20 protein-coding genes and 1 tRNA gene are annotated in these 19776 nt (G+C 42.0%); 13 read left to right on the top strand and 8 right to left on the bottom strand.

The window, feature by feature from the left end:
- Positions 1-89: 89 nt before the first annotated feature.
- On the top strand, positions 90-2561 hold the full coding sequence (locus RM368_RS17965; RefSeq protein WP_322695318.1) for an AAA family ATPase: 2472 nt from the start codon (positions 90-92) through the stop codon (positions 2559-2561).
- Between the two features lie 125 nt (positions 2562-2686).
- Here the strand turns inward: RM368_RS17965 and RM368_RS17960 are convergent, their stop codons facing one another.
- Positions 2687-2887 carry a hypothetical protein gene (locus tag RM368_RS17960; protein ID WP_322695317.1) on the bottom strand — a complete coding sequence of 67 codons (201 nt, stop codon included), beginning with the start codon at positions 2885-2887 and terminating at the stop codon, positions 2687-2689.
- A gap of 150 nt (positions 2888-3037) precedes the next feature.
- Entirely contained in the window at positions 3038-3619 is a 582-nt protein-coding gene (locus RM368_RS17955) for a tyrosine-type recombinase/integrase (RefSeq protein WP_322695316.1), read from the bottom strand.
- A 221-nt stretch (positions 3620-3840) separates the two neighbouring features.
- Between RM368_RS17955 and RM368_RS17950 the strand changes: the two genes are divergently transcribed.
- The 12 genes from RM368_RS17950 to RM368_RS17895 all read left to right on the top strand — a co-directional run bounded on the left by RM368_RS17950 (position 3841) and on the right by RM368_RS17895 (position 11865).
- Complete coding sequence (locus RM368_RS17950) at positions 3841-4146, top strand: glucose-6-phosphate dehydrogenase (RefSeq protein WP_322695315.1); 306 nt, start codon at positions 3841-3843, stop codon at positions 4144-4146.
- A gap of 19 nt (positions 4147-4165) precedes the next feature.
- Positions 4166-6913: a hypothetical protein gene (locus RM368_RS17945; protein WP_322695314.1), complete on the top strand. Its 2748-nt coding sequence runs from the start codon at positions 4166-4168 to the stop codon at positions 6911-6913.
- A gap of 2 nt (positions 6914-6915) precedes the next feature.
- A complete protein-coding gene (locus RM368_RS17940) occupies positions 6916-7737 on the top strand; it encodes a hypothetical protein (RefSeq protein ID WP_322695313.1) in 822 nt (273 codons plus the stop codon).
- 128 nt (positions 7738-7865) lie between these two features.
- Complete coding sequence (locus tag RM368_RS17935) at positions 7866-8405, top strand: hypothetical protein (protein ID WP_322695312.1); 540 nt, start codon at positions 7866-7868, stop codon at positions 8403-8405.
- A gap of 6 nt (positions 8406-8411) precedes the next feature.
- On the top strand, positions 8412-8633 hold the full coding sequence (locus RM368_RS17930) for a hypothetical protein (RefSeq protein WP_322695311.1): 222 nt from the start codon (positions 8412-8414) through the stop codon (positions 8631-8633).
- A complete protein-coding gene (locus RM368_RS17925) occupies positions 8617-9123 on the top strand; it encodes a hypothetical protein (protein ID WP_322695310.1) in 507 nt (168 codons plus the stop codon). The genes RM368_RS17930 and RM368_RS17925 overlap by 17 nt, the downstream gene beginning before the upstream one ends.
- A gap of 62 nt (positions 9124-9185) precedes the next feature.
- Positions 9186-9881 (top strand): hypothetical protein, encoded by a 696-nt coding sequence (locus tag RM368_RS17920; protein WP_322695309.1) that lies wholly within the window; start codon positions 9186-9188, stop codon positions 9879-9881.
- A gap of 90 nt (positions 9882-9971) precedes the next feature.
- Positions 9972-10316: a hypothetical protein gene (locus tag RM368_RS17915; protein ID WP_322695308.1), complete on the top strand. Its 345-nt coding sequence runs from the start codon at positions 9972-9974 to the stop codon at positions 10314-10316.
- On the top strand, positions 10316-10636 hold the full coding sequence (locus tag RM368_RS17910; RefSeq protein ID WP_322695307.1) for a hypothetical protein: 321 nt from the start codon (positions 10316-10318) through the stop codon (positions 10634-10636). Before RM368_RS17915 ends, RM368_RS17910 begins: the two co-directional genes overlap by 1 nt.
- Complete coding sequence (locus RM368_RS17905) at positions 10636-10947, top strand: hypothetical protein (RefSeq protein ID WP_322695306.1); 312 nt, start codon at positions 10636-10638, stop codon at positions 10945-10947. The genes RM368_RS17910 and RM368_RS17905 overlap by 1 nt, the downstream gene beginning before the upstream one ends.
- Positions 10947-11429, top strand: coding sequence for a hypothetical protein (locus tag RM368_RS17900; protein WP_322695305.1), 483 nt, complete (start codon positions 10947-10949; stop codon positions 11427-11429). The genes RM368_RS17905 and RM368_RS17900 overlap by 1 nt, the downstream gene beginning before the upstream one ends.
- Positions 11430-11439: 10 nt before the next feature.
- On the top strand, positions 11440-11865 hold the full coding sequence (locus RM368_RS17895; protein WP_322695304.1) for a hypothetical protein: 426 nt from the start codon (positions 11440-11442) through the stop codon (positions 11863-11865).
- A 607-nt stretch (positions 11866-12472) separates the two neighbouring features.
- Here RM368_RS17895 and RM368_RS17890 read toward each other — a convergent pair.
- From RM368_RS17890 to glcD, 6 genes are all read right to left on the bottom strand, one after another.
- The gene (locus RM368_RS17890; RefSeq protein WP_322695303.1) at positions 12473-12667 is read right to left on the bottom strand and encodes a hypothetical protein; all 195 of its coding nucleotides are present in this window, start codon (positions 12665-12667) and stop codon (positions 12473-12475) included.
- Positions 12668-12910: 243 nt separating this feature from the next.
- Positions 12911-12982: transfer RNA gene (locus RM368_RS17885), tRNA-Lys, on the bottom strand.
- A gap of 62 nt (positions 12983-13044) precedes the next feature.
- Entirely contained in the window at positions 13045-15294 is a 2250-nt protein-coding gene (locus tag RM368_RS17880; protein WP_322695302.1) for a GAF domain-containing protein, read from the bottom strand.
- 347 nt (positions 15295-15641) lie between these two features.
- Positions 15642-16205, bottom strand: coding sequence for a hypothetical protein (locus RM368_RS17875; RefSeq protein ID WP_322695301.1), 564 nt, complete (start codon positions 16203-16205; stop codon positions 15642-15644).
- The gene (locus tag RM368_RS17870) at positions 16205-17443 is read right to left on the bottom strand and encodes a glycoside hydrolase family 10 protein (RefSeq protein ID WP_322695300.1); all 1239 of its coding nucleotides are present in this window, start codon (positions 17441-17443) and stop codon (positions 16205-16207) included. Before RM368_RS17870 ends, RM368_RS17875 begins: the two co-directional genes overlap by 1 nt.
- Before the next feature lie 460 nt (positions 17444-17903).
- Positions 17904-19376, bottom strand: coding sequence for a glycolate oxidase subunit GlcD (gene glcD, locus RM368_RS17865; protein WP_322695299.1), 1473 nt, complete (start codon positions 19374-19376; stop codon positions 17904-17906).
- Positions 19377-19776 lie beyond the last annotated feature (400 nt).

Here is a 19776-nt window from a genome sequence, read left to right as displayed (position 1 = left end):
TTAATAAGATTAAGCGGTCAAATAACCGTTAATTTCCTGTATTCTATCACATCAAATAATTCAAAGCTAGCTAATGGGGGGACAAGAAAATGGTAGTAATCCCCTATACATATACCGAAGAACCAAACTTTAAATCTGTTGATGACAGGCTCCCGCCGCAGAATATTGAAGCAGAAGAAGCGGTGCTAGGTGGTATATTGCTTGATCCAAATGCAATTTATCAAGTTAAAGACAGACTAAGAACAGAACACTTTTATATTGGCGCACATAGAGATATCTATCAAGCTTGTCTTCGTGTTTGCAAAAAAGGACTACCAGCAGGCGGTTCATCGGGATTATTGCACGTTACTAGCTGGTTATCAGACCATGATTTATTAGCAAAAATTGGTGGCAGAAATAAATTAGCTACTCTTGTTGATAGAACAGTTAGCGCTATCAACATTGATAGTTTAGCTACATTAGTAATGCTAACAGCCCGACGTAGAGAACTTATAAAAGCAGGCAATGAACTTATACATTTAGCTTACGATACTGAAGCAGAATGGACAGATATTTGTGTAGCTTCTAAAAGCAAAGTTCTCTCAGTAATTGAAACCCCACTAGCTCCAACAAAAGAAGAGAATGAGTTGTGGCATCACAAGAAGCTAATAAGTGAACTAGAAGATGTTTACCTTAAAACATCTGACCCTAGTCTGAAACTATACAGGCTTAATCTACTAGCTAATGCTCACCCTGAGATAAAAAAAGGAATAACAGGACTTGAAGACCTCTACATAAAATCACTGTGCGCCACAGTCGAGCCACGCAAAAGCTTAGATCAACTTGAAGAGGAAATAGGAACAGAGGGAAGGAAATGGCTTTTAGGAGGGATACTCGCACAGGCAACCACCGCGCTAGTTATTGCCGATGGTGGCGTGGGTAAAACCAAATGGCTTTACGACTTGCTCCACTGCATCGCCTCCGGTAAAAACTGGAATGGGTTTCCTGCCACCGCCGATAGTCGCCGCGTTTTGATTTATCAAGGTGACGAGTCAAAACACGATATGCTCCAGGCGCTCAACAAGCGCGGATTCAAACCAGGTACAGAAGTTCGCCAAAGGACAGAAGTTAGATTTGGCTGGAACACTGACGCAATGCCGATTTTGTACCAAGACGCAAATGAATTTAAACCTGCAATCGTGATGATCGACTCCCTGACCTTTGTTAACCGCCACTCCCTTTACGACGAAAACAGAACAGAATACTCTCGCCCAGTCCTGGAGCTAAACAAGTTCGCGGCAGAAACAGGGATAACCGTAGTCATTGTTCACCACACCAACAAAAGCGGAGGAGCTAGGGGGACAACAGCAGTTAGGAACGCCGTCTCAGAAGTTATCAAGCTCGAAAAAGACACCAACCCCAGCGCTAACCCCCAAGAGAAAATTCTCACGATCGAGAAATCGCGATCGCGCCGCTTCCCTGCGAGCTATCGCCTATTTTTCAACGAAGAGGATTTTAGTTTTTCTCTGTTAGAGGAAGTTGGGCAAGAACTCGGCTCACCAGACAATTCCACTAAAGACCGCATCGTTAAGTTTTTACAGGAACACGCTAACAAGAAATTTGAAGCTGAAGAAGTAGCTCACTATATCAGCACGACCTCTGGTAACGCACGGCGCTGCTTATCGCAATTAGCCAGAGACGGACTAATAAGCCTTGACGAGAGAAGCCTTAGCGGGACGAAAAAGCTGTATTACATTGCTTGGGAATCCGAAAATTGTAGTACAGAAATTCTGTTACAAAGTGCAACAATAACACCATCTCCGCGGATCACCTCTGAAAATGACTCAAACACTTATCATGACGAGATAAATGGCAAAAATGATGATGTGTATAAAAACGATGGATCACCTGTGATCACCTCTATGATCACCTTGACGGATCACCTTACCAACCACAATACCAACCATTCCCTAGAAACCATTTCAGCCGATAACTTGCCAGAGAATTTGGAAGGTGATCATCTAAGTACATCAAAAATTGCAATTTTATCAAATCCTGAATCAGAGAAAAAAATCAACATCAAGAACGATCGCCCGATCACCTTAGCCGGAAACGCAGAACCAGCAAGCAATCCAGAAGGTGATCCGGCAAGGCGATCGCAAGGTGATCATAAGGTGATCCAATGCGAGTGTGATCGCCTCGATGACAAGAGTCATGTATTACAGTCCACAGAGCAAGAATTGCCCCCCTTGCCTTTGATTAAGGAGAAGTATAGATATTGGAGCCAGACTTACCAGCGAGAAGTAGAGGCATTTAACATTAATGATGAGTTGCTAGAGGTTAGTTGTAAGATTCCTGGGCGAGGAACGCAGAGTTTACCCTTTACCGACTTGCTAACTTGTGAACAGTCGCCCAGACACGCTTTCAGTGCAGGTGACAAGGTAGTAATCCTGGAGGGCAAACAGAAGAACAGTTTTGCCACCATCACTACCATTCGAGCCGATGGCATCTGGTTAAAATCTGACGATCGCAAAAAACGACTTGCAAAACCTTACTTTCCGCATCAACTAGCAAAAGCCTGACATTATAATCCGCCGGAGTGCGATCGACAAGTATTGCAAAATCATAAAAAAGCTTATGCCAGCAGTTACTGACATAAGTCCCCATTTGTCATTCGTAGTGTAGCTGAACGTGTGCTGTATTTGGTTTATTCCCCCTTATCGTCGTCATCATCGGCGGCATCCTCGGTAGAGATGACCATGTTCACACAGTCAGACCCAGCCTCAAAACCGATGATGGTAAACGTTTCACCATAAGCATCTGTCAAGCAGATATGTGCATCACTCGGAAAGTCTTGTAATTCTTGAATCAGTTCTTCTACAGTCAGTTCTTTGGTTGTAGTAGTCATATTTTTTCTCCTTTAAAAAGCGATCGCACCGATCAGAGGAGAGTGCGATCGCAACTTGTACTGAAATCTAACATCTATTAGTTTTAGGCTTTACTGCCTTGAGCTTCACTACCTTATCCGCCCCAAACCTTATTTGTCACAGGTTGGGATTTATAGAGTTGCGATCGCTCCCCTTAATTGGTCAGCGGCGATGTCGATGTAACGCTCCAAAGACTTGATATCCTTGTGTCCCGTAATTCGCTTAATCGTTGCCAAGCTAATACCGTTATTGTGCAGATTGGTAACAAAACTTCTACGAGTACTGTGAGTACTAACACCTTTACTTGCTAGCCCTGCCTTCTCAACAGCGCTAGTGAGAATATCGTAGGCATTACGCCAACAGATATGTTTTTCAATATCTCGTCCAGGGAAAAGCCAAATACTGTCTTTGTCTGGTTTGTAGTAGCCTAGCTGCTCGCGCAGCAGTTCATGGATCGGAACTTGGCGAGTTTCGCTGTTTCCGTCTGGGTCTTTCTTGCGAGTGGTAGCTCTGAAAGTAATTTCTGAGTATGGCTTGCCATCAGTATCGTAAACATCGGAAACCTTCAACTGAATTAAAGCTCCCCAGCGTTCGCCAGTGTACCACCCCAAGGCGAAAAGGATTTTGTACTTTTCACTTACGATTTGTCTGCGGATTTTAGAATATTCATCATTGGATAATGTAGCAGCTTGTCCGCTTCTGTTATTTTTCATATTAAGAACCAACTTTTAGATATTCCACTTTTACTTTGACTAATGGTAAAAGTGGAATTTACTTTCTATCTGCGATAAGCAAATATAGGCTCTATCGTATTACTGGCAATGGTTTGGCGTAATCCGTGAATACTCCACTTCTACATAAAAGTGGAACATTTACACAATTTTCATTGCCCCATAAAACAGAAGAGTAACTATTTACAAATCTCTTCAAAAAAATGACAGCACTAAATATAGCCACAGATATTCCATCTCAGATTGACACATTAGAAAAACTTGCTGCGTGGGTAGGATCGGCGCTATTTAGTATCAATCCGACACTCGTTGTTGTTGAGGGAGCGGGGTACACGGAGCGTGCTTGCCAAGCAGGGAACTTTTTCGTAGCAGCTGATGCAAAGACACGGATGATCGTCAGGGTATCGCTGGAAGTGTCGTCCGACCAGGCAAGCGGTGCAAATAAAAACTGGACATATATTCAACCATTGAGTAATACTGCCTTACCCGCCGCATTTAAGCAGAATTAATAGCAATCGGTGAACCATTATGGAAAACCCACGCCAATTTGCTTCACTTGATGCCAGCGATGCGGCGTTGCACGGCTCTCTTACAAATCGCCCTGCAAGTGGCGTTCCTGCTGGCGATCCAATCGATTTTGAAGCTATCAGCGCTCGTGTCAGGTATGAGCGAACGCTACCAAATTACGAGTACAAAGAAAGCCCTGCCGAACTTGCATTACGGCTGGAGCGGCAAGCTGCTGCCGAACAACGAATAAAGGCTGAAACGGCTGCTACAAACGAGCGCAACAGATTGCTGTTGGAGCGAGAACAAATACAGCGAAACGGACTACGAAACCGCATCAGTGGAAGCGAGGTTGTGGATGCAGAATTTGTGCAACCAACACGGCGCGAATCACCACTGTCTCAAATCCAACGATCGACGCCGGAACGCCAACCCTTGCCATCAACAGGCGCACCACCGCCAACCCTAAACGGTACAGCAGCACGCGCTGACTCACTGGTAGAACCGACTGCAACACCACGCCCTGCGATTATTCGTGAAGCGATTGGTAATACCGTCGGCGGTATTGGGCAAGCACTACCAAAAACGTTGCCACAGGCAGCTGGTAGGCTTGTTGCTCCTGGCGTTACAGCTGGACTGACATTTGCAGGTGCGTTAATCGCTGGACAATCCGTTACCCAGGCTGCTACAACCACCGTCGGCGTCGTCGCTGGTAGCGTCGTTGGTGGCATCATCGGCACTGCCATTGGCGGGCCCCTTGGTGGATATATCGGCTCGTCTATTGGTGGTTTTGCTGGTGGTTATCTGGCAAATGCACTTTTTCCCCCACAACTGCCCTCTGGGGTGGGACACCTGGAGTCAAATGCACCAAATTACCCGCCGTTTGTTGGCGGTCAAGGTGTTGGAGCGCTTTATTCTGTGCGATGCACTTGGAAGACTACCTTTAATGGATCGCCTGGTGATAATCAGGTAATGAATGCTGATGTTTACGGGCCAATAAGCGATATTCATTTAGAAGAAAATCCGCTAGAAGGCGCACCAGGTTGTCGGATCATTGCTCGAAACGCCGATGGCAGCATATTAAATCGGATACAAGGGAGCGGTTTCGCCCCGGCAGTAAAACCATACGGACTTCAGATATCCATTGCTTACGTCAGTGGAGGGACGCAAGATAGATACATTGACAAGACCGCACCAACACCCCCGCCGGACAACACACCTTACCGTTACGACACTTCCCCAATCGGCAATGACAATACAATCCCTTCTGGTAAGCCAGCCGCAGGGTTAAACAAAGGCAAGGATAAACAAGTCGCTCCCTCGATGCCTTCAAATAACACCCCAAATGGAGCGCCATTCTTTCCCGGTCACGGTGGACTAGCCCCCTCATATCTGCCTAATCCCGAACATCAACCATCAAACCTTGGTGGTATGTTGCCAGCAATGCAGCCACTACCACAGCGTCAATCTTTACCATTTGCCGAACCAGAGGACATTGCTGTACCACGCATTACACCGATGCTTTCAAGCGGTGAAGCATCGACAACAGCCCTGAATCCGTCAACGTTCGCATATCCCGCGTATGTACCGGAAACAGCGAAGCCTGTACCAATTAGTGATGCTCTATCGCCCGTGCCAAAGGCAAAATCAGCACCGATCGCAAAAACGCCAACAGAAACGGCATTAGATCAACAAAAGAAAGATTTTGAAGAACAGATTGGACGTATTACTGCGATCGCAACGGCAATTGCAGCCTTAACACCAGCGATACAAGGTATACCAGACGCGATCGCCAAATCTCCCACCGTACAAGCTGCAAACAAAGAAACCACCCAAGGCGCGGTATGCGAAATTGCTCAACCTGGGGGATGTCTGGGAAAAGCAATAGATGATTCTGCCAATAAAGTTAATCAAAATAATAATCAAAATACAGCTAACCTTCTAGACAAAATTAATGCTGGTGCAAACGCTGCTCAACTAGCACTTTTAGAATTAATCAATACAAAACTTGGCGATTTAATTCCTGGTGGGATATCAGGTAAATTGCAAAGGCTCAGTCAATGGCTTCATCTTGATAGAGTCCTGAATATTTTGATTTGGTGGCAAACTCTTCATAATGCCTATATGCTTTCTGCTAACTTGGGACAGACATTAACTAGTGCTATCTCAAATGTTCTCGCAGCAATTGGCATTAAAGATGCAGAGGGAAGCCCATTAAATATTGGTGAAATATTAGGAAGTCAATTTGATTCTCTAGCCAAATCAGTAATTGGCGAGAGTGAATGGGGAGGAATAAAAGCTGAATATAAAAAATGGAATCGAATTTATCAAGCCGCTGCCAATCTGATGAATTCAATTCAATCAATTGGGTATTCCATTCTCAGTGCTTTGGAAGTTGTAGGCTCTTGGGTCGCCGTAATTGGCAATGCTCTGCGCAAATGGGGTGAAGTTGGAGAAAGTGCCTATAGATGGATGAATCCTACACCCGATTTTCAAAATAAATTCTTTACCGCTTTAGAAACAACTGAAAATGTAGTTAGCCAAGTTGATATCGTTGCTTCCGAAGTCTTAAGCGTTCAAGATACAGTTACTCAAATTGGAACTCAAAAGACCGAATTTCTGAAAGCATTAGGTCAAGAACCAGATGGCAAGCAAGGTACTACGCCACCGGAAGCAACACAAGTTAAAGCTGGTTTTGATCTCTCCAAATTAGTGAGCGCTACTGGATTAGAACTTAATGATACAGATTTTGAAGCTGACGAGGATAACTAATAATGCCATTACCAGATAATTTTAGCGAATGGGAACACTTACAAGATACTGTAAGACTCTGGCACAATAAAGCAGTAAATCAATATTTTAAGAATACTGAATCCGATAGTATAGACACTCCTAAGAAATCTCTAAAAGTGGCTTGCCTGATGAAAGATTCTGATACTTCAACAATGACATTAATGAGAATGTGGTTGTTTGAAGTAACAGCCGGAAGATTACAAAGCGTGCAGCGTCCCGTATATGGTATTCCTTGGTTCAATGTCCAGTCCGAACGGACTTTTAAACCTCAAGTAAAACTTTATTTTTTAGAGCCATACAATTTTGAACTTCACAGTAATGAATCAACTCCTCAGTTAGAAGGTGAAATTACCTTTAGATTAATGCATGAATCCAGTGAAACTATCAGTAGGAGCGATGCAGAACGGTTAGCCAGACAAATCAAAAACATCTTTGCTACTCCTCCATTTGTCTGGCATAAAGGACATTTTAAATGCACCTACACAGACAAAGAACGCGGTTATGAATTAAAACTTTTAGTTCCCAATAAAACCGAGGGCGAACGAATCATCAGAGCAGTCCTAGAAATTCAAGAACACCCCTTTGAGCGAGACTTTATCCAATTTATCGACAACGATCGTACTTATTCCACAAGTCCCGGAACTCATCGCGTCTACGGGCGTACAGTCAAAAAATTCGTTCGCAGAAGATCGAGTCAGCTAAATTTCCGCTTTGCCCAACTACTCGTCTGGGGCAAACAAAATCCGATTAACTTGGTTGCCACATCTGGTTCTCGCCTTAGAAGTGTCATTGAGCGAGTTTAGCCAGAATCATGCCGAATCATGACAAAAATTTAACGGACAACATATATGTTATCCGGCTGGAAATAGTGACTTGTAATTGCTGCTATGACTGAATAACAGACAATTACTGAGTAAGAAATAAAACTAATATGTCTAGACGCAAGAGCGCTCGTGAACTAGAAAACCAGCTTAAGTACGCCAAGGCAAGAGAAGCCTATAACCCACCACAAAAAGAAGATGGTGCAGCCACTCAACGCCGCCCAAAAACTGCTGTTAAGTATGCGGTACTTTCTCCTTTAGCTACGGCAGATTCAGCTTTTACCATCCAGGTATCCGCGGCCGGAATACAGTTTTTCGGAGGAATTACAGCATTAGGTTTAGCAGCAGCTGCTACTGACCCTAGCGCTCCTCGTGGTTTTTCTCCGGCTCAAATGCGAGCAATGGTATCTGATAGCTCCCCTAGTACTGTTCGCGCCAAAGGATCAAATCGTCCGTACACCCGCTATGGCAGGGGGAATAGAGACAGCAACGCTCAGTACAATTATTCTGCCGCAGTCACCGCCGCAACTCCTACTGCGCTTGATACCAAAGTCAAAGGAATTTTTACCTCTATCAAAGACAATCTTGGTGGCAGTTATGGGCGCGTCTGGTTTGAGTCAGAGCGTTACCCCGTAAGCTCTAGTGGTTGATGATTAATGAAGATTGATATTTCCGTGCCTGTCATCTGGTATCCAGGTCAATCAGGAGAAGAGTTTGCCGAGGAATTGAACTTAATGATGGCGCGAAGTGCAATGACCCGCGACTTTCTCAACGGTGAAATTCCCCCAGATCATCTCTTAGATTTCATCAATGACCAAGGCTTTGATGTTTTTGATGTGGCCCAAGATTGGGACTTAGGCGATGGCATTATTAGCTGACATTAGAGCAGTTGGCGCTTGGGAGCTTTTCTATTATCAAAAGCTTTCAGGCAACCCCCAAAATCGCAGAATTAAAGCTCCAATCATCGATCCGGTTGAATTGCCTTTTGTCACTGATAAACACATTTTATTGGTAGGAGCATCATCAAGTAAAGCAAAGCCAACGTGGTTACGTGCTGGATACCTTTATCAGCAAATAGGCGGGATTCATATCGACGACACGGTGATTTATGAGGGGTTGGGAAGTGTGCCCAGCACTGAAACAGATTTCAATCGCTCTCTTGTTAAGCTCAACAGCATTGATTTAATTAGATTTACCCAAATTACCAATGATTACCGATTGCGTTTTGAGGCGATGCCTTGGATTGAAGAAGTGACCTTGGGTGTTTGGGTGTATACGGGAACCGTAAGCGACTCAACAGAAGAATTAATTCAGACTGTTAGAGCAAAACTTGAAACGATTGAATTTAAAGTTGATAATTTGCTATGATTCTTACTTTTTCTGCTTTAGGTGAATTGCAGTTGACACTAGTCAGTTTTCAGATAATTTAGTTGACCCAACAACGTAAAATGCCGTGGAAATCCTTGGGCACTTTTGAGATTACAAGTACTTGGACTCTAACAGATATTCTCAGCACAGAGTTATTTAGAATCCAACACATTTGTAGTGTTGATTCGACAAGTGATATGTATTTTAGAGCTTTAGTTGCCCAAGGGTTTGATGACAATGGTATCAACATTTTTAGTCCTCAAAGGTTAACTTACAGAGAAGAAAAAGAGATTTTATATCTGCCTTTACTCAAAGGAATGACTACGCAAAGATTAGCTTTCAAGCGACTAGATAAATCTCTAACTCCCTGGCAAATCAATATAGAAGGTTTTCACTCATCTAATGTTATGTTTTATTCTTCCATCAACAAACAGCAGGCTACGAATGCTCAACCAATTAACGATGTTAGTGTTACCACAACTAAAACTACAGTTGTCGGCGAAAAGGCTGATGGAAGTAGGCATTCATGCCTGCTTACAAATGTAGGCCCCTCAACAGTTTATTTTAAGTACGTAACTGTTGGGACTGATCCAACGGCTAATACTGTGACTGTTTCTGCTAGTAATTATGATTTTTCACTCGCTCCCGGCGAGAAATTTCTTGATGATAATTCTAGTCAAAATGCCATTGTTGGCATTTGTACAGGAGTGCTAACAACAACTGCCAAAGTTAAAGTTACTGAATACATCTATTCTTAAGCACTAAGGAATGATGTGACGGTAAGAATACAGCGCTATTACCAACTCTCTCGAAATAACACTAACTATTAAATTCAAGGTTGATAATTTATGACGACATTAAGTTACACCGCATTAGCTGAAAAATTACCTGCCGGTTCAATTGAATTTGTTGGAAACAATCAACTCAAACTCAACCTCAGCTTATTAACTGAGAGTGGAAGCACCTTAACTACAGATACTTCTTGTGTTAAAGGAATGGTCAAGCTTTTGCAAGGCTTGTCTGTATTAACGAATCAAGTAAATGAAGCTCGAATTGCTGCTAACTTACCTCCAATTCAATTTGCTTCTCAACAGCTTACAGGGACACCAGAAGCGCCAGAATTTGAATTTACGGTGCGAGTCAAAGTTGATACTGCATTGTTTGTTGATAATCTTGATGACCCGACTGAATAATGATTAACAATACTCAAGAATTCGGTGGTGTTGCCAAGTTTAGCAATTGTACCAATGCTGACAAATCGCTAACTAGCAATATATCTGACGTTGTTTTGAATGCTAACAGTTCTAGAAGTTACGCAGCATTTGTAAATAACTCCTCAATTGATATCACGATTATTTTGGGTGATAAAGCAAATGCAGCAGTTGGTAAAGGAATTGTTTTAAAGCCTCGTGGAGGTAGTTATGAAATTAATAGTAATAACCTCTACATAGGCAAGGTTAGCGCCATTGCTACCAATAATTGCAAACTTTCTTTTGTGGAGTGTATTGAATAATGGCTCTTTATAATCCGGCTACAGCGACACTAGTTGAATCAACTAGTGGTACTTCAACTCCGACTACAGTTGCTTCTAGTACTAGTAGCCAGACAATTCTTGCTGCCAATTCCAACCGCAAAGGTGCAACGATTTGGAATGATAGCACTGCTACTCTATATCTAGAATTTGGTACAACTGCGACAACAAGCGCATTTACTGTCAAATTATCTCCCGGTGGATATTATGAAGTGCCATTTCATTACACTGGTGTAATTAGTGGTATTTGGTCGACTGCTAACGGTAATGCTTTGGTTCGGGAGTTGACATAATGCCTTTGTATATCCCCCCTGTTTCTTCTAGTGGACTTATTTACATCCAATTAAGGGAACTCCAACCATCTGGAACAGAGGGGGGAAATGCTACAGCAGGAAGTTGGAATAAACGAAAGCTTAATAGTATTGCGACTGATGACACTGCCTCGGTTACGCTTTCTAATAATGAGTTTGTATTGCCTGCTGGAACTTATATATTGAATGCAGTTTCACCTTTTTATAGAACTGCAACATCAAGAATTAGGTTAAGGAATGTTACTGATAACATTATTTTGTTGAATAGTAGCTCGATCTATCCTGGGTCTGGTGTAGATGTTCAATGTTTAGCAGAACTTAGTGGCAAGTTTTCAATAGCTGCAAATAAATCTTTAGCGCTTGAATATCGAGTCTTTCGGAATCAAGATTCAGCTTCTTTAGGGCTTTCTAGCGGTTGGGGAGTCGAAGAAATATTTTCGATAATTGATTTGTTGAAATTATAGTTATTAAATAATGAGTACGCGGACAGTCGTAGCTGTTACTCCTTCTAATCCCCCAGGAATAACACTAACTTTAGAAAGTACTGGTATATTTTTAGGGATTCTTGTTAGTGCTTCTGTTCTTGGTGGTATAGCTGTTACTGTCATCAGCAAAATGAATCGAATTTCAAATTCGATTACTCAAATTGAAAAAACCCTTGAAGAACAAGCGAGGAATGCTGAAAAAATTCGTGAGATTGATAGAACCTTGGCTTTACATATTCAAGAATATGTAAATCGAAAAGATGTTATTCAAATGCTTCTGGGGCAGCTGAACGAAAAGATTGACCACAAATTTAAAAGGGTATTGTTTTACACAAGGGATATCCAGCGGTTTCTCCAACGCGATACCGATTTTAAGATCCGCGAGTATGAGGAAACGACTCAGCCGGATGAATAACTCACTGGGGATTCACTCTAGACAATTGAGAATGGGGAATAGAGAATGGGGAATTTATAGTCAAGTTGGAGACAACTCATAGTTAACTCATAGTTAACTTAAAGACTTGAGTGCATATTTTGAGATGCCCCTGTATAGCTTCGTCCCAGGTAGGGTAAAAGTTTCTTTTTCCATCGCACCGGCCACCCATGACCAACGTTTCAAATACCATTGGTAGCGAATTAGAGTTACAACTACCAGGATTTAAGTCTATGCCGACAAATCTAGTTGAAATTATACAGTCCTTAAGTTCGTTGATCATAACTACGGTCTTGGCTGACATTAACCACAAAGACCACTCCATAAAAGACTCAATAACAACGGGGGTTTGTCCTTCTAGTTTGTAGTATTCCATTTCTCAAACTGATGTTGAATGTGGAATTATGAAAAATCTTTTCTGCTTAATGACATCTTGCAGGGTGTAGCACCAAAGGCAGTGTACAGATTCAGGAAAGTACTGTTCATCTTTTTTGCAATACTTTCTACAAGTGCAGCAGAATCGGTGTTTTGCTGCGTTGCTAGTGCTTAGATCCTCCATTAGTCAAAATCTCCCTAAAGTCACTTATTATCAAGATGATGGCTTATAGTTTGCTCGCTCTAAGCATTCTGAGCCTAATTTATATAAGGCTAATCCTAAAGTGATTAGCTCATATTGGGTTTTATCCTCTATTGCTAATTGGTCTTTTAGTTGCTCGTAAAGGTAGTTTTGTGAATCAATAATCGCTGCGATTATTGGCTTATTGTTTGTTGGCTCTTGTTGCATAATTCCGTTTTCGTCACTTGGGTGATCATATTATCGATTCCATCCATAGCGAAATTTATATTATCGAAATTCTTCTTTATCGATAATATGAATTTTGCCTATCTAGTGGACGGGAGGCGTTTTTATTCAAATTAGTCAAAGCTTTAGCAGTGATTATCCTTGAGGAACAAGGCTTTCAGAGGTTAGCACTTGCTTAATTTAGTCAAGAATTAGTCAAGGGCAAAATTTGCAGCCTGGAAGTAGTGGGTGACGAGGGATTTGAACCCGCAACCAATAGATTAAGAGTCTACTGCTCTACCGTTGAGCTAGTCACCCGCACGAATAACCATGATAGCAAACTTCTAACAGATTTGCCAGTGCTATGCCCAAAAAACTAATTAAAAGGGGAATTTGACGCTAAAAGTGGTTTGACCTGCTGCACTCTCTACATAAATCGAGCCGCCTAAATGTCTGACCATTTTCTGCACTAATGCCAATTCCAGCCCCGTGCCGCTATGTTTCCAAGGATCGTGTTTGGAAAGGTGATAAAAAGGTTCAAAAATCCGCGAGAGTTCATTGCTGGTAAGATCTATTCCCGAATTGGTAATATTAAGCTCGACTGCATCCCCGATCAACTGAGCAGAGACTGAAATTGATTCCCCGGCTGGGGTGTATTTGCAGGCATGGTTGAGCAGTTCGCTGACAATCCGCTCCAAATCAGTGATATCTGTCTCCAAAGGCGGCAGCGCCCGATCGACAGTCAAGTTTAACTGCTGTCGCTGGCAGTTGGTGAGGTCTCGAAAAGACTCGATAATGGGATGAAGCCAGCTTTGAAAGTCAATAGCAATCAAGGTTGGGGGATCGGGTTCGGCTTCGAGATATGTGAGTGTGAGTAAGTCGTTAATTAACTTGCTTTCTCGCCCACACTCGTTATACAAAATCTGCAAGAGTTGCGGCACTATTTCTATTTCTGATATTTCTGCTGGTGTGAGGACACTTTCGAGAGTTTGGACTGCAAGGCTGATGCTGGTTATTGGTGTCCGCAGTTCTTGGGATAAAGTTCTGAGAAATTGGTTTTTGAGCCGATCGCTTTTTTCTAGTTCTTTTACCTGTGCCTGGTTTTGTTGGTAAAGCTGGGCTTGACGAATGGCGATCGCACATTCATTTGCTACCTGTTGCATTAGCTCAATTTCAAATTCGTCAAAAGCCTCTTGCGATCGTCTTGTCAACCAAATATTTCCTAAAATTCCTTGAGGATCGAAAATTGGACAAGCCATCTGGGACATAACTAGCAACTTTGGTTCCCATCCCGGTAAAATTTCCAAAAATTGCAATGGTTGTTTTTGCAACAGCGGCTGATAAACTTCAAGATAATCTGCAATCTGTTTAGTTAATCCTTGACATTGAGGCAAATTAATACTGTATTCGTAAGCAATAGTAACTAGAGTTTGACAGGTACTGTAGAGTTCAATTTGGCAACGCTCAAGGTTTAGTAATTTTGCTAATTCTTGGGTAAGTGTCTGCAATACCTGAGTTTGATCCAGACTGTCGCGGATTTGTTCTGTCATACGTCGCACCAAGGCTTCAAAGTTTCGCACCTGCTGCAACTGACTAATGTGCTTCTGCTTTTGTAACTCCATCTTGGCTTTGAGATCCTGGAGTTGCTGATGAAGTTCTGCCTGTTGGACTGCAATGCCGATTTGAATTGCCAACTGAAGAGTCAAGTCAATTTCTGTTTGCTGCCATTGACGCGATTGGTGGCAATGCTGGGCAATCAATAGCCCCCACATATCTTGCTCTTGGAAAATCGGCACGGCGAGATTGGCTCTGATCTGCAAAGATGTCAGGAAATCTATATGGCAAGGATGCAAGCCGGCTGCATAAATATCTTCGACAACTTGAATGCAACCTTGTCTGTAATGTTCTGGATGTTTGCCAGTGAAGCAGGGATCGGTGATGTTTTTGCCCAATAGGGGATCGCTTGTAACTACAGTTGATTCGGCAATGATTACTCCACTGCCATCAGCCTCGAAACGATAAATCAACACGCGATCGCAATTCAAAAACTGCCGCAGTTCAATTGTAGTCTGATGCAGAATTGTCTCTAATTCTACAGATTGGTGAATCCGTCCGGCGATCGCTTCTAGCAGTTGCTCTCGTTCACCCTGGAGTCCAACTGCTTGTTCTGCTTGCTTTACAGCAGTAATATTGCTACTAGTACCAATCAATCGATAAACCTTGGAGTTAGCATCCTTTAGTGGCGTGAGAGTCGTACTCCACCAAGTGGGAACTCCTAGAAATTGCAAACATTGTTCGTAAGAAATAGTTGTGCCGAATCGCACGCAGTCCGCATAATGTTGACGCACCTTTGCAGCATCAATAGCAGAAAGAATATCCTCTGGTTTTTTGCCGCGAAGATCGTCTGAACGAATCCCGATCCACCGTTCATGAGTGGGATTAAGAGCCACATATCGGAAATCTCCATCCTCCAAAACATCAACTACAAATATTGATGCCTGTACAGAATCATAAATGCTTAGTAGAAACTGCTCGCTGCTACTTTTTTCATCTACTTCTGTGCCAAAAAGAATTTGAGGTGGCGATAATTTTGTCAACTCCATAGTTGATTCCACTGGATTTATATTCATGCGAGAGTCCCACTCTTGTATTACTGACTCTTCTAGGCGCTCTCTTGTCGTTAAGCTTGTAGTAGATGCACTTTAGCGCCTATAGCAAAGTGTTGTCAGCTGTTGCTCGTCGAAATTTTGATCTTTCTCTACTTCTTGTCAGAAATCTAGGAAAGCTAATAGGAGTCAGCTTAACAAAATCCTGCTTTTTGAAGCTGAAAATACATTTGCAGGTGAGGGCAAATTTACTGCAATTTATTTTTAACAGTTTTTTAAGATTGTTGCATATATCTAAGTGCAAACCTAAATATATATCAATTAAGTTTATAATTCTTAATAAAAATGCGATTAATTGCGTCTGTGGCAACTTACAATCGCAATTTATGAGCATTGATTCCTGTGAGGATACCAACTAGCAGCCAAGTGATGCCTAAGCCGATGACTTCGCCTAAAAATAACTGACTTAAGTAGCGCCAGATGATCCCCACAGCAGAACCCACAGGGACAGCAACCGCCCAACTTGCCGCAGAGACGAATATCCATCGCCAAGCTACAGGCTGGGGAATTGCTAACGATTGTGCCAATCCAATCCCCAAGCCGCCAAGGGCACCATAAACCGCCCCTGACAAGATTCTCAAAGGAAGAATCTGAGTGCTAGGTACAATCCAACCCACCGCACCAATACCGATCGCAGTAATAATACTCCAACCCAAAAGACTTGACAAAATCCACCTGATACAAAATATAGGTTGTTTGAGAAGACAGCCTTGAGAAAGTGCGATCGCAAATCCGCCAATAGCCGCCTCTACTACGCCAACATCTGGCTTTTCGCCGACTTCAATTAGCAGTAAACTCAATAAAAATCCGCCAAAAGTAGCTAAAGTCCACAGCAAGGTAAAGCCAAATCTAGTATTATTAGGCGCGAATGGCATCAAAGTTTCTTTGTTTGTAATAATCTGACAGTTTTTGCATTAAACATCTCAAAAAAACCTTTGCGTCGCTGTTGGGGTGATTCCGGTACAATGTAACCCCAGAGACTCTCCCAATAGAAAAAGGAGATACCATCAAAATTGCGATCGCGCACTACCTGAACCTGTTCTCTAACTTGTGCTATTTTTACCGGATTACTTACCGTTCCTGTTGATATCCCAATACCTACAGGAATTAGACTTTGAACCAATTTTATCGATGGAAGTTCTAGTTGAGCGATAAAAGACTTTTTGTCATGTCGATACACCTGCAAAATTAACTCATTAACTAAACCTTTTTTTACCCAATTTTCCCAATCTTGCAAATAGTATTTATAAGCAAAAGCTTGATAGTTGGGAGACAGAGATATTTTGAGTTTGGGCTTAACCACCTTGACAGCTTGATAGATTTCTGCCATGAAATCAGTAATTTTATCTGCCCGCCACCGCATCCATTCTGGGTTAAAAGGGTCATCAGGGGGACTTTTGCCTTGATGTTCTTGCTGGTAGAGTTCAATAGTGAAGCGATCGTAACCGAACTGTACAGGCATCCCAAAATGGTCGTCAAGCTGAATACCATCCACATCATAATCCCTGACTACTTCTAATATTAACCCTTGGATAAACTCTTGTACTTGTGGATGTAAGGGATTCAACCAAGCCTGTTTAGTGATTAAAAGATTGTCGATTTCTTCTGGTGGAGCATCTTGAATAGAGTTCATACCTTCTTGCCCAATTGTCAACCAGTCAGGATAACGCCTTGCTAATTGTGAATAATGCGGTGTCATGAACCCGTATTCAAACCAGGGAATGACTCTCAAATCTTTATTTTTGGCAAGTGTGATTATTTTTGCTAAAACATCCTGTCCACCGTGCATGAAGTTAAGCAAAGGTTGAGTTTCTGAACCTGTAGTTATTTTAGCTACAGCACTTTTATAAAAAGTATGTCCTCGGTTCCAAACTACAGGATAAATCGTATTAAAGTTGAGAGTTGATAATTGATTTATGGCACGGTTAATACCCCAAGGAACAAATAGTACACCACTAGCAACATTAGTCAGCCAAACGCCGCGAATTTCTGTAGTTAAAGGACTAGTTTTTTGGGAATAAACTGGCAGTGAAGAGGGTAAAAAACCTGTTAAAGTGACTACTAATCCCAAACACAGCAAGTAAGCAACACAACGGCGAGCAACCCGATTCATTTGTAAGCGTGACCTAGTGCGATCGGAATATATATATAACTACAAAATAAAGTTGCAATCCTCCGGATAATGTAAAGAAATGATGATTAAGAATTCAGAATTCAGAAGTCAGGAGTCAGAATATTTGAAATAAGTAGGTAGACATAATTAAATATAAAATAAACTCCTAGTTTGTAGTGAGCGATTTATCACTTAGAGCAAGGATTATCAGGACTAAAGTCCTTACTACAAACTTGAAATTTATTTATGCCTAGATACTTAATACGGAGCTAGTTTTGGTAATGAATATACCGAACGATACCAAAAAAAATGATAAATTCTGACTCTAAACTCAATACGGTTCAAAGCGCTACTTGTACAAAATCGTGGGTTTTTGAGACGCGATAAATCGCCGTCTCTACAAGTGTTTTGGTTTTATCCTGTATTGACTCCTGAATTCTGATTCCTGAATTCTTTCTTATTAAAATCTTTCCACACCTTCAAATTGCTTGAGTGCTGATGCATTTGCTGCTTCACCACAAGTTCGTGGTGTCGGGAATATCTTTTCAGGATTTGCTAACCCTTTAGGATTAAAAACTTGCCGTACCCATTGCATAGTTTCTAAATCAACTTGGCTAAACATCTGTGGCATATAGCACCTTTTCTCTGCACCGATGCCATGTTCGCCAGAAATACTACCACCAACTTGGACACAAAGTTTAAGAATTTTTCCACCCATTTCTTCTACTTGCTCTAATGCACCAGACACAGAATTATCATAAAGAATTAGCGGATGAAGATTGCCATCGCCAGCATGAAATACATTAGCAACACGATAACCGTATTGTTTACTTAATTCCTCAATTTCATGTAAAACATAAGGCAACTGAGTCCGGGGAATTACACCATCTTGGACATAATAATCTGGGCTTAAATGTCCAGCCGCAGCAAAAGCCGCTTTGCGTCCTTTCCATAATTTCAAACGAGTTTCTGGGTCAGTAGCAGAAGTGACATTCCGCGCCCCATTCTTTTTACAAATTTCGGTAACTCGCTGCTTATTCCCTGCAACTTCCACTTCTAAACCGTCAATTTCTATTAGCAAAATAGCTGTAGCATCGCGGGGATAACAATTAGTTGCGACAACATCCTCAACTGCATTGATGCTGAAGTTATCCATCATCTCCATACCACCAGGAATAATGCCAGCGCTAATGATGTCAGAAACAGTTGCCCCGGCAGCTTCAATACTAGTAAAATCTGCCAACAGTACACAAATTGATTCTGCACTTTTGAGAATTCGTAACGTAATTTCTGTGGCAATTCCTAAAGTACCTTCAGAACCAACAAAAATACCTGTTAAATCATAACCAGGCATTTCAGGAATTTGTCCGCCTATATCGATAATTTCCCCCTCTGGCGTGACAATTTTTAATCCTAAAACGTGGTTAGTGGTGACTCCATATTTGAGACAATGTACGCCACCAGAATTTTCGGCAATGTTGCCCCCAATAGAGCAGATAATTTGACTGGAAGGATCAGGAGCGTAGTAAAATCCAGCACCACTAACAGCTTGTGTTACCCAACTATTAATTACCCCTGGTTGGACAACAGTCCGTTGATTTTCTAAATCAATGCTGAGGATTTGCCGCATTAACGAAGTGACAATTAAAACAGAATCTTCTAGTGGTAAAGCGCCGCCAGATAGACCAGTACCAGAGCCACGTGCGATGAAGGGTATAGAATATTGATTGCATATCTTCACCACTTGGGCAACTTGTTCTGTAGTTCTAGGTAACACCACCACAGCCGGACGTTGGCGATAACCAGTTAAACCATCGCATTCATAGGTAATGAGTTCTTCGCGGCGTTGTACCACACCATTTTTGCCCAGTACAGCCTCGAATGCTTTGAGAATGGGTTTCCAGTTGCGTTGTTTTTTATCTTGGGTAAGCATAGTTTTTTAAAGTTCAAGGTAGATATTGCAGGCTGGTTAGTATAGCTGTAATTACTATTGTTGCAAGAATAGCAGTTAAAAGTGAGTAAAAGCGATCGCACTCATTTTCAGCAATAATTTGGATGGGTGGACAGGAGGCGATCGCATCACTTGTATTTATGAATAGAGGATATGCATTTAAGCGATATCAATTGCAAATTAGTGCTTAAAGCTTGACAAACTACTAATCATGATGGATGTGCTAGAGACCGCTTTGTGTAGATTTTGGCACAAATTACCTGATAACAGCACCTTTGTTGCTAAGTACTCTCTTATCCCCAATCAACTAACCTAGAAATAACGCTCTTAAGGTGATTTTTTAAAAAGAAATTACCAGCTAAAGTGGTCGAATCAAGATATC

This window comes from Nostoc sp. DedSLP03, from assembly GCF_034530815.1.
Lineage (GTDB): Bacteria > Cyanobacteriota > Cyanobacteriia > Cyanobacteriales > Nostocaceae > Nostoc.
Note: the sequence above shows the minus strand (reverse complement) of the source record. Positions and strands in the feature narration are given on the sequence as shown.